The organism is Winogradskyella bathintestinalis (genome assembly GCF_030407435.1).
GTDB lineage: Bacteria > Bacteroidota > Bacteroidia > Flavobacteriales > Flavobacteriaceae > Winogradskyella > Winogradskyella bathintestinalis.
The window spans coordinates 728,712-741,389 of the sequence record NZ_JASDDK010000001.1 but is presented as its reverse complement, the minus strand read 5'-3'; the positions used below and the strand labels follow the sequence as shown (position 1 = coordinate 741,389).

Sequence of the window (12,678 nt, the reverse complement as noted above, 5' to 3'; positions counted from 1 at the left end):
TCTTTGCCACCTTGCTGGCAATCCCTTAAGCATTTGCTTCATTATAAAGAGATTTCTGCGTTCGCTGGAATCGAGACCGTGAAAATTGTCCCTTTTCCAAGTTGCGATGTAAAGGTAATACTTCCATTATAGGTTTCCACAATGTTTTTTACCATTCCCAAACCTAAGCCCATGCCACTTGATTTAGTGGTAAATTTTGGTTCGAATATTTTTTCTTTTGTATCTTCTGCTATTCCTGAACCATTGTCTTCGATTGTTATTATCACATTTTCTGCCTCGCTAAATACACACACTTCAATTTTTGGATGATTTACATCTTCAGGAATTGCCTGAATGCCGTTTTTTACTAAATTGGTAACCACTCTAATTAATTGCGTTCTGTCGAATTTAGCTATGATTTCTTCAGCTTCAGAATGAAATACAATATAATCTTCATTAAAAATATCGAGAGCTAATTTTACGATATGGACTACATTGAGGTTTTCATTTTTCTGTGCTGGCATTTTAGCAAAATTAGAAAACGCCGAAGCAATAGAACTCATGGTATCAATTTGCTGAATCAAGGTATTGCTGTATTCATTCACTTTTTGATTGATATTTTCATCGTTAGGATTAAACTTACGCTGAAAACTCTGAACGGTCAATCGCATTGGTGTTAGTGGATTTTTAATTTCGTGGGCGACTTGTTTTGCCATCTCTCGCCATGCTTGCTCACGTTCATTGGTTGCTAAGACTACAGCACTCGCCTCAAGTTCATCAATCATACTATTATAAGAGTTCACTAAGGTTTCTATTTCTTCACTCGACGATTCAATCTGAATTTTTTTATTCCGTTTTTCCAACCGCGTTTCATTCATTTTGTCACTTATAGTACGTAGCGATTTGGTAATAAATTTTGAAATAAGATAGGCAAATATGATGGCCACCAATATCAATACTAAATAAGCATAAGCCAATCGCGTTAAGAACTCTTTTAATTCTTTATTAAGAAAATCATCGTTTTCTAAGTAGGGTAAATTAAGTATCGCTAAATTTTTGAATTTGTCATCGGTAATATAGGTGTAAGAGGATTGAAACGTTTCACCCGCTTCCTTATTTTTTACGACGTAACGATGTTCTAAAGTATTAGACAATGTATTTAGAATTTCGGCATCTAAACAACTATCTAAAGGATCTTTTTGAATGGTTCGTTTTGAACTTTTTAGTAACTGACCTTCTAAATCGTAGAGATTTATCTGAAGGTTGTGAATGGCATCAATTTCAAATATTTTATCCTTAAAAATTAAAGGAATGTTTTCCGTAGTAACTTCATAGGTGTTTTCCCTGCCGTTGAGTATAAAATCAATGTGCTCTTTTATGGCTATCTCTTTTCGTTCTAAACGCTCTTTGTGATAATCTTTTGCTTCTTCACGATACTGATAGATGGTTACCGCAGCAATTAACACTGAAGCCACCAATACCAAAAGTATCATGTTTATAATGATTCGAGCTCTTAAAGACAAACGTTTTCTATTCATAAAAATGCCCATAAAAATGGGTATCTTTTAATTGTAAATTTCTAAGGATTAAATATAGCAATAATCAATCCAAAAGCGCGACGTGTAAATTCCATAATCAAATAACAATATTTTGAGCTTGTATTTTATGAAATTTCAACTATTAGGCTTCTGAATTTTTAGAACGGATATTTTTATACAATTTGAAACCTAGCATTAGTAATATGCCCAAAACAATGATGCCGAGAACACCAAAAATCCAATTGATAGAACTTTTAAGAATCACTAAAAATACAACTGCAAATAGAATAAATGTGGCCCCTTCATTCCAGATACGCATAAAATTAGAAGTAACCTTTACCTCATCGTTTTGAAGTTGTTTGTAATAAATATGTGTTTTATAATGGTAGATAAACAACAGTAGTACAAACCCTAATTTTACATGCATCCAACCTTGATTTAGCCAACTTGGCATTAAAACTAAAAGCCAAATTGCAAAAATCGTAGCCAATATTGCAGAGGGCCATGTGATGATAAACCACAAGCGTTTAGACATTAACTTTAGTTGCTTCCCTAAAATTTCCTTTTTGGGAGAAGACTTGTGAAATGCTTCAATTTGATACACAAATAATCGAGGAATGTAAAACAAACCAGCAAACCATGTGATCACAAAAATGAGATGAAGGGATTTGATGTAGTTATAATATTCCATTAGTCCTCAACGAATAAATAATTCAACTTTTTGCTATTAAACGCCTCATTAAACGCTTTTACCTCATCCTTCAAAATAGTATTAAATACTGATAATTGTTTATCAATCTGTGCGGTTAATTCATTCTTTACCGCAATATCTTGTGCTGTAGGTGGAAAGTCCCCCATACTTACCAATGCATTTAAATGTCCTAATTTGTTCGTTAATTTTATCGGAAAATTTAAAGGGTCTTGCCCACTTTTATTCTGAGTTTGATATAATTCTTTTTCAATATTAATTAATTGCTCTTCTAAAACCTTAGCTTTTTCAACTAACGCTTTTACATTATCGTTATTTTTATACTGCTTTTGGAAACTGTTCAATTGTTTATTTACATTTCGAATTTGTTTAATGGATTTGTGCGCATTATCCATCGTTTTATTCACATCTTTTATAAAGGTAAATTGTTTTTCCATATCTGCTAAAGAGCTCTCAGCTCTTGGATCTGCCAAAATTTTGAAGGTTTTAGACATCTCAATGGCATTTTTATTTCGCTCATTTTCCACTACGGTAGAATCTTTAGTAGGCACAATATTTAGACTTACCTTGTAATTTCCAGGAATTGCGCGCGGACCTTCTAGACTAGCCCACCACAAAATCATACCATCTAAACGTTCTGCCCCATCATAGGTCATATCCCATACAAATTGATTGGCACCTTTTTCTACTTTCAGTTTGTTCGTTTTATCTTTATTTGAATAGGTTTTGATGGTATCGCCTTTGGTATCAAAATAGGTTAAGGATATTTTATCGGCTTCGTTAAAATTCTTCAAGTTAAAATAAGTGATAACACCATTAGGATGATTTGTTCCAGCGGTTTTACTTCCAGATCGACTTCCTCCACGCATTCTATAAGTATCTTTTGGTTTGAACAACAAATTCTTACTTAGATCCGCATCATACAATTGATGAATTAAAGTGAGGTCATCAATCATCCAAAGGCTTCGTCCTTGTGTTGCAACAATTAAATTATTGTCTTTAATTGTTAAATCGGTTATAGGTACAATCGGTAAATTCAATTGAAAAGGCTTCCAATCTTTACCATCGTTAAATGAAATATACATTCCAGTTTCTGTTCCTGCATATAATAACCCTTTTCGTTTTGGGTCTTCGCGAATTACTCTTGTAAAATGCTCTTCATTGATGCCGTTTGTGATCTTTGTCCAACGCTTTCCGTAATCTGTAGTCTTATATAAATATGGAGCAAAATCTCCTGTTTTATATTTTGTACCAGCGACATAGCAGGTACCTTCATCAAAAGCGCTTGGCTCTATGCTATTAATCATCATCCATTCTGGCATTCCGCTTGGTGTTACATTGGTCCAAGTTTCACCTCCATTTTTTGTTACATGGATTAAGCCATCGTCACTACCGACCCAAAGTAAGCCTTCTTTTAATGGCGATTCATTGGCGGCAAAAATGGTACAATAATATTCAACTGAGGTATTATCTTGAGTAATTGGACCCCCTGAAGATTTTAATTTTTCAGGATCATTTCGTGTTAAATCCGGACTGATAATATCCCAAGACTGCCCTTCGTTCTCAGTAACATGAACATGCTGTGAAAAGGTATATAATCGATCTGAATGATGTTTCGAAAAAATAATAGGAAAATTCCACTGAAAACGATATTTCATCCCTTCTGCTCCATGACCCATTGGATTATCGGGCCAAACATTTATAGCTCTAACAGTTCCTGTTTTATGGTTTACACGTGTTAGGAAACCGTCGTAACTGCCACCGTAAACAATATCATTATTTTTAGGATCGACTGCAATATGGGCAGATTCACCTCCAGCTGTACTCTCCCAATCATCTTCTGTTATACTTCTGCCATCAGTTCTGTGTGGAATTCTAACCGTGGAATTATCTTGCTGTGCTGCGTATATGCGATAAGGAAATGCATTATCAGTCGTTACTCTATAAAATTGCGATGTGGGTTGGTTATGGTAAGTGCTCCATGTTTCACCTCCATCGTATGTAACTTGTGCTCCGCCGTCATCACCAATAATCATTCGTTGTGGATTCTCTGGCGCAATCCACAAATCGTGATGATCTCCATGTGGTGCGCTGTAAGTTTCAAAAGATTTGCCTCCATCTGTACTTTTATGGTAACGTACATTTAAAACGTACACTGTATTGACATCTTCCGTATCTGCATAAAGTCTGGTGTAGTACCAAGCACGTTGTCGTAATTTACGTTCACTATTTACTTGACTCCAAGTTTCACCACCATCTTCACTTTTGTATAAGCCACCGTTTTCTTTATTTTCAATCATCGCCCAAACGCGTTCACTATTTACAGGAGACACAGTAACACCAATAATACCTAGCGTTCCTTTTGGAAATCCTTTCTTAGTTGAAATTTCTGTCCAAGTTTCACCACTATCAGTACTTTTCCAAAGGGCGGAGCCTTCTCCCCCTGAGTTTAGACTGTATGGAGTTCTATTAATTCTCCATGTAGATGCATATAAAATTCTCGAATTATTAGGATCCATTATTAAATCTACAACTCCAGCATGCGCATTCGCAAACAGCGTTTTCTTCCACGTTTTGCCGCCATCAACACTTTTATAAACTCCACGTTCTTCTGTAGGTTTGTAGAGATTTCCCATCACTCCTGCGTAAACAATATTGTGATTGGATGGATGTACAGCAATACGCGGTATATGTCTCGATTTTTTTAGTCCAGATGCGGTCCAAGTTTTACCTGCATCTTCACTTTTATAAATTCCATATCCTGAGGATACATTTCCTCTCACCGTTTTCTCTCCACCACCCACATAAATTACATTCGGGTCACTTTTAGCGACCGTAATAGCACCTATACTTCCTCCAAAAAAACCATCTGAGATATTTTCCCATTGGCGCCCACCATTGATTGTTTTCCAAATACCACCTCCGGTTGCTCCAAAATAATATAAGTTAGGCTGATTGGAAACTCCGGTTACTGCCGCACTTCGTCCACCACGAAATGGTCCCAAAAGACGATACTCTAAAGCATCATAATTTGATTCTTGAAAGTTTTGGGATTGAAGATTTAGCGCACAAAAAACTAATAGTAAAATGACCAAGATGTTAGGAAACTTCATAATAAGAAAAACGTTATTTATAGAAACTTAAAATTACGGATTATAATTTATTCAATAGCTTTTGCTGGTAAATTTAACTTGACTTCGCGATATAAGAAGTAGCCAGTTACGATGGTAGACAACACATCTGAAATCGGAAATGCCATCCACACACCCAAAGCTCCAAAATAATGAGGTAAAATAAAAATCAACGGAATGAAGAAAAACCCTTGACGCGTTAAGGTGAGTAATAATGCTGGAATCGCCTTACCTACCGCTTGGAAATACGCCGCACCAATCAGCTGAATCGCAATTATTGGCACAGCTGCAAATACCCAACGCATCGCAGAAGGTGTTTCATTTAATACGTCATTATCTTGTGTAAATAAGCGCGTTATAAATTCAGGAAAAACCATTAGAAATACAAATATGATAGCCGCTAATAGAGCAGCGTATTTAATAGCTGTTATGATTGAGGCTCTTACCCTATCGTATTTTTCTGCTCCATAATTAAATCCGGCAATAGGTAAAAATCCTTGGGTAATGCCATAAATTGGAAAGAGTGCAAACATTAGCATTCGGCCAACAATAGCATAGGCCGTAACCGAAGTTTCGCCACCTAAATCAAAAAGAATATTGTTCATTAATAAGTACGTTACACTTACAATGGCTTGTCTGGCTAAAGTCACAAAGCCGAGGGCTCCGATTTCCTTTACGATAGGTTTGTCTAATCCGAAATGGTTAAAATTAATTTTTAATTCAGAATGTTTTGAGAGAAAGAACCAAAGAATAAATATAAAACACAAGACATAAGAAATGGTTGTTGCCCAAGCTGCACCAGCCATTCCCCAATCAAAAATTTTAATAAAAAGCACATCTAAGAGCAAATTCCCAACTGACGGAAACATCATGGCGTACATGGCAAATTTCGGTTTACCTTCGGCTCTAATTACCGTATTTCCCATCATACAAAGTGCCAAAATTGGCACACCGTACAGTACAATTCTATAGTATATTTTTGCGGGTTCAAAAATGGCGCCTTTACCACCAAAAGCGGGTACAATATCATTGATATACCATAGACCAAAAAACACAAATACCACGGTTACTAAAATGGTTAATGTAATTTGATTTCCAAATGTTTTTAAAGCTTTTATAGAGTTATTGGCCCCTAATGCCCTAGAGATCATGGAAGATCCACCAATCCCAATGGCCATACCAAGTGCCGCTATAAAAAACGATACGGGAAGCACCACATTAATCGCTGCAATTGCCGTTGAACCAATCCAATTTCCCACTAAAATAGTATCGACTAAAATATTTAGTGACATCACTAAAATACCTATAGATGCTGGTACAGCTTGCTTAATTAACAATTTACCAATAGACTGATTTCCTAGCTCAAATGACGATACTTTAGCCATTAATTATTTATAGTTTTTCAGTCAGAGATGTTAAACTACTTTGGTGGAATTGATTAGAAGTCGCCCATTCATTAATCCATTTAGCTAAAAGACTCACCCATTCAGCATCATCATTGAGGCATGGTATAGTTGTAAATTCTTTACCACCCATTTCGTGAAAAATCTCTTCACCTTCCATCGCAATTTCTTCTAATGTTTCTAAACAATCACTCACAAAAGCAGGTGTAACAATCGCCATTTTTTTAATTCCTTGTTTACCGTAACGCTCAATAGTTCGGTCTGTATAAGGCTTTAACCATGGATCGAAACCCAATCGGGACTGAAAAGAAGTAGAATAAGTATGGGCTTTAAGCTGAAGTTTTTCTGCAACTAATCTTGTGACTTCTAAACATTGATGCCTGTAACAAAACTCGTGAGCAGGAGATGGTGTTGCGCAACAACTTCCATCTATAGTACAATGCGATTTGGTAACATCTCTTTTTCTAATATGGCGTTCTGGCACTCCATGATATGAAAATAATAAATGTTCGTAATCGTTACCCTTTAAATGTTCTGAAATACTATTTGAAAGTACTTCAATATAATCTGGTCGGTTATAAAAAGCCGGTAAATCTGAAATTTTTAAATCAGGAAAGTGTGCGTTTCTAATCTCTTCAGCTAAAACCAAAATAGTTTCGGTTGTTGCCATAGCGAACTGCGGATACAATGGCATTAGAAAGACTTCCTTTACACCCTTATCCACTAATTCTTGTAGCCCTTTCTGAATGGTCATACTGCCATAACGCATGGCTAATGCTACAGGATATTCAACTTCCTGCTGTATTTTGTTCTGAAGCCTCTCAGAGATAACAATCAACGGAGAACCTTCGTCCCACCAAATTTTTTGATATGCTGTTGCCGATTGTTTAGGACGCGTATTTAATATAATCCCTTTAACAAGTGCGGTTCTAGCCGCAAATGGAATATCAATGACACGCTCGTCCATTAAAAATTCGCCTAGATATTTTTTAACATCTTTTGGCTTTGGACTATCTGGAGAGCCCAAGTTGATTAATAAAATTCCTTTCATGCGTTTATATGTTTTTAATGGTCACATGGAATATTCATATGATCATTTTCCTTAAATATCAAAATTTAATTAAGGAAGTTTCATGCTGAATTTATTTCAATAATCCTCAGTAGAGGTATATGTTTTCAAATGCAAAAATACAATACTTAATGCAATACTCGTTACTGCTTTTCTTTGGTTTTATTTGTGCCTATAAACGTTAAAAAATCTAAAAACAACCACAATAATTATCGTTTTTTATCGACTTTAACCAATTCTATAGGGCCGTTTAATGGAATTAAATATCTTTACAAGCCCTGATTATGTTTTTATTATGAAGAAAATCCTATCCTTATTCCTAATATTTTTTACCATAATTGCTTTTTCTCAACAACAATATCAAAGTTTGCTATGGAAAATTACTGGAAACGGACTTGAAAAACCATCCTTCCTTTATGGCACTATGCATGTAAGCAAAAAAGTCGCCTTTCGTTTAGATGATGTGTTTTATAAATCGCTAAATCAAAGTGAGTGCATTGCGTTAGAATCAGACCCAACGACATGGCCTGGTTTTAATTATGAAACCATGCTGGATCAAATGGCTGCTTATAGCAATAATACTAACGATTTTTACACCAATCTTTTTAAACTTTCTCATCCAGACGAAATGGCCATTAGAGGCTCAGTTCGGATGGATAACAATGCGGTAAACTCGTATTTATATCGTAAAAGTAGTGCTTCGGATAATTTTGAAGAGGAAACGTATTTAGATATGTTTATTTTTCAGGCAGGTAAAAAGAATAATAAGAAAATATACGGATTAGAAGACTTAGCCGAATCGCGGTACTTAACTACGAAAGCCGCTTACAATGCTAACAAAAAAGAATTAGATCCTTGGGTGCAAAAATTGTATGCTAAGGAAAATGCTTATTTAATTCAAGAAAATTTATATCGTGACAGAAATCTTGATCTTTTAGATTCTATTGGTGCAGGAGTAAATACAGAATTCTACAGGGAAAATATGCTCTATATCCGAAATGAAAACATGGTCATTTCCTTAGAGGAGCTTATGCCTAACAAATCAGTCTTTGCCGGCGTGGGTGCCGCACATTTACCAGGCAACCAAGGCATGATAAATATGTTGCGTCAACGCGGTTATACCGTAAAAGCCTTGACCTCTAAACAAACAGATTACAGTAAAATAGAAAAAGCGAAACTCGATAGTTTATTTGTAACTCCTGAACTCAAAAAGCACAGTACACCAGATGGATTTATAACTATTAATACCTATGATGAATTGCGTGAATTTTCTTTTGGCGGACAAAAATATTATCTCGACCCAGACATGACCAATGGCGCGTATTTAACTTTAAATAGAATAAGTCGTTTCACTTATTTACCCAACCAAAAAGAAAATATTACCTTAAAAGATATTGATCATTTATTATACGAGGATATTCCGGGGGATATCATCGCCAAAGTAGAACTAACAACACCATATCGTGGTATCGGTATTGTAAATAAAACAAAGAAAGGTGAGTTTCAGAAATATCATATTTACCAGACACCCTTAGAAATTATTATTATCAAATTTGCAGGTCGCAGTGATTTTGTATTGCAACATGAAGACAAAATATTCAATTCCATAACTTTAAAAACCCCCTCGAATGACAATCAACTATTCGTAGCGCCAAACAATAAATTTCAGGTTGATTTTCCTGCATATTACGCTGCAAGCAATATGAATAATTATGGCAAAAAATTAGTGGAAGGTTATAAAAATGACGCTTATTATTTCTTTGAAGAAGCCGTTTTAAACGATTTCACCTATATTGAAGAAGATAGTTTTGAAGCTAAATATTTTCATCACGCACTATATAAAAATTATAAACTTACAGAAGCCAAAGGTGGTTTTAAAGCTGGTGATTATAAGACTTATGAATCATATGCTGTTTTAGATTCAAAAACAGATAAAAATTTATATTTAAAAACCATAGTAAAAGATGGAAGTTACTACCTTTTAGGTTATGTTGGCTCCAATGAAGCCGATAAAACCGCCTTTTTCAAATCTTTTAAATTCAATAAAATAGACTATTCAGGTTTTGAAAAAGTAACCGATACGTCATTACATTTTTCGGTGAGCACCAATGCTAAAGTTCCGAATCCAAACCCTTACAGTTACGATAACTACGGCGGACAAAAACCAAAAGATTACGAACAATCTTTAAAACAAAGCACTTACTCTACAGATGCTAATGAGCAAATCTCGGTGTCTAGAACCAAGTTTCACGATTTGCAAATGTTTCATAATGCAGACAGCCTTTGGAAGGATTTAGAGGAAAAAGTAAGTTATAATACCCAATATTATCATAGTAAAAAAAAGTTCAAGATTTCAAACCGAAAATCAACCAAAACGGATGCTTTTTATACCCATAGTTTTAGTTACACCGATTCGGCAAGTGCGAAACAAGTGTTGGTAAAAAATATTTTGAAGGAAGGCGTTCTTTTTGAACTGAAAACTTTGATCGATTCCATAAGTGGGCCTTCAAAATTTGTAACCGAATTTTATAACACCTTCACTCCGAAGGATACGCTTTTAGGAAAAAATGTACTTCACGATAAAACTAAACCCTTTTTTGAAGCGCTGAGAGCCAATGACAGTTTGGTTTTTGAATCTTACAACCTCATTAAATTTAAAAAACATAACAGTAAGGATATTGTTTCTGTGCTCAAGGATTTTGAATTCGATAAGGAACGTTTAAACATAAAATCGTACCTGGTAGAGCAACTTATTGACATCGATTTAAAGAACCATTTGCCGTTTATAAAACAATTATATCGTGATAGTTATTCAGATCCACAGACCCAAACCTCTATTCTAGAAGGCTTATTGCAATCTAAAAAAAAAGAAAATTATGATATTGCTTTAGAACTTATGGAACGCGATTTACCATTAGGAAGTGTTGGTTCAATGTTTTATAGTTATTATAAAAAAGACTCATTAAAGTTGAAGGCTTCATTGTTCCCAAAAATTCTTGAATACAGTACCATTTCAGAATACAAACAACCACTTTACACCTTGTTAGCAAAAGTAAAAGACAGCGGTCTGGTAAAGCCAAAAACCTATAAAAAATACAAAAACCAGCTGATTAATGATGGTAAAATGGAGGTGAAGCGGAATTTAGGAAACTCTAATAATTACGGTTACAATTCGTATTCTTATAATTTAGCAACTTATGTGCGATTGATTTTTCCGTATAGAAATGAGCGCAGTGCAAAAGATTTTTTCGAAAAACTTTTAAATGTAGAAGACACTAAGGCTTTAGTGAAGTACTATGTATTACTAACTAAAGCCAAGGAAACCATTCCAAATCAACTATCTGAAAAGTTGGTAGAAGATGAAGGAAATCAATATTTGCTTTTGGAAGAGTTAGACAAAGCGAAGCTTTTAAACAAATTGAAATCTATAAATATCAGTCAGGAACAATTCGCCAAATCAAAACTCTTAGCTGATGCCAATTTTGAAAAAGAAAAAGATTCAATTCAGTTTCTTTTTAAACGGAATTTTGTAACCGATAAAGGTAAAGCCGCAGCCATGTATTTTTTCAAAATTGACAAGGACGATGAGTATGCTGGTAAGGTTGAAGCCTTGCATTACATTTCCTTTATACAACCAAAAGACCACAACCAATTGGCAATCGATTATTATTCTAAATCCGAAAGTTACGGCACCATCGTTGATAAAACGAAGGAATTGGAAGAACAATATACTGAAATTCTTAACCTAGCGATTTATAAGGACAGGCAGCGTGTAGCATCTAGTGGAAATGATGGATATTATGATTATTAACTAGACCCCATAATATACTTCTTTGGCGTCGTCCCAAACTTCTTTTTAAAAGCTGCAATAAAATGGCTTCCTGTGCTGTAACCAACTCTTAGCCCAACTTCATTGACATTATAATTACCAGATTCTAAAAGTTTGCGCGCTACTTCCATTTTATAATCGAACAAAAAGCTAAAAACAGAATCCCCATAAATTTGTTTAAAGCCTTCTTTTAATTTCTTTAAGCTTAAATCTATTTCATCTGCTAATTCTTGCAATGTTGGCGGCTCGGCCATATTGGCGATGATGATGTCTTTTGCTTTTTTGAGTTTCGCTACATTCACCTCATCCACTAAAAACGGACATTGTTCAATATCGGCATCTTCACTGCGGTTAAAAAACAAGCTCAATAATTCGTAAGCTTTTCCTTTAAAATATAACGGCTTAATAGAATTGTTAAGGTTAAAACTGATTAGCTGATTCAATACTACAGCCATGGAAGGAGAAATTTTACCATCCTTATAGTATTTTTTATCCTTGTTATCGTCTGTTAAAAAAGTCACATAATTCGCATCTTCCGAAAACAGGCCATGAAACTTTTTAATGGAAATGACCAAAGACACCAACCAAGAATGCGGTTTCAACTCTAAATGAATCGGTAAATCCCGCTGTGGATTATAAAGCAATAAGGACGTTTCCTCATTAATATTCAGCGTGTAATTACCTTGATTAAACATAAAATCTGCGGTTCCCTTAGTGCAAAAATGGAATTGAATGTAATTACTATCAATCTTGCGCTCAAGAATATTGGTATTTATATCATCGTTTTTGCACGTCAATATAAAAAAGCCTTCTTCTATATAAATTTCATCAAAAGTACCTCCAGCGATACTTTTTGAAACCATTTTTTCGAATTTCATTTTTATCTTATTTAGATTGGTTCTAAACAAAGCTGTAAAAAACCCTCGTTTTCTCTACAAAAATATGATAATTATCATGTTTTAATAAAAAACAAACATAAAAAACCAGAAGCGATACTTTAAGTTCCTCTAGCGTTGTTTT

Annotated in this window: 7 protein-coding genes; 1 reads left to right on the top strand and 6 read right to left on the bottom strand. The window is 34.7% G+C overall.

The annotated features are described in order from the left end of the window. Positions 1 to 41: 41 nt before the first annotated feature. The 5 genes from QMA06_RS03010 to hemH all read right to left on the bottom strand — a co-directional run bounded on the left by QMA06_RS03010 (position 42) and on the right by hemH (position 7,811). Positions 42 to 1,472: a sensor histidine kinase gene (locus QMA06_RS03010; RefSeq protein WP_290205371.1), complete on the bottom strand. Its 1,431-nt coding sequence runs from the start codon at positions 1,470 to 1,472 to the stop codon at positions 42 to 44. Between the two features lie 187 nt (positions 1,473 to 1,659). After that, a complete protein-coding gene (locus QMA06_RS03005; protein ID WP_290205370.1) occupies positions 1,660 to 2,208 on the bottom strand; it encodes a CopD family protein in 549 nt (182 codons plus the stop codon). Further along, complete coding sequence (locus QMA06_RS03000) at positions 2,208 to 5,339, bottom strand: VPS10 domain-containing protein (RefSeq protein WP_290205369.1); 3,132 nt, start codon at positions 5,337 to 5,339, stop codon at positions 2,208 to 2,210. Before QMA06_RS03000 ends, QMA06_RS03005 begins: the two co-directional genes overlap by 1 nt. 47 nt (positions 5,340 to 5,386) lie before the next feature. Next, positions 5,387 to 6,742, bottom strand: coding sequence for an MATE family efflux transporter (locus tag QMA06_RS02995; RefSeq protein ID WP_290205368.1), 1,356 nt, complete (start codon positions 6,740 to 6,742; stop codon positions 5,387 to 5,389). A gap of 7 nt (positions 6,743 to 6,749) precedes the next feature. Beyond that, positions 6,750 to 7,811: a ferrochelatase gene (hemH, locus tag QMA06_RS02990; protein ID WP_290205367.1), complete on the bottom strand. Its 1,062-nt coding sequence runs from the start codon at positions 7,809 to 7,811 to the stop codon at positions 6,750 to 6,752. A 313-nt stretch (positions 7,812 to 8,124) separates the two neighbouring features. Here hemH and QMA06_RS02985 point away from each other — a divergent pair, with 313 nt between their 5' ends. After that, a complete protein-coding gene (locus QMA06_RS02985; RefSeq protein WP_290205366.1) occupies positions 8,125 to 11,640 on the top strand; it encodes a TraB/GumN family protein in 3,516 nt (1,171 codons plus the stop codon). Here the strand turns inward: QMA06_RS02985 and QMA06_RS02980 are convergent. Further along, positions 11,637 to 12,536, bottom strand: coding sequence for a helix-turn-helix transcriptional regulator (locus QMA06_RS02980; protein ID WP_290205364.1), 900 nt, complete (start codon positions 12,534 to 12,536; stop codon positions 11,637 to 11,639). The genes QMA06_RS02985 and QMA06_RS02980 overlap by 4 nt on opposite strands. Positions 12,537 to 12,678 lie beyond the last annotated feature (142 nt).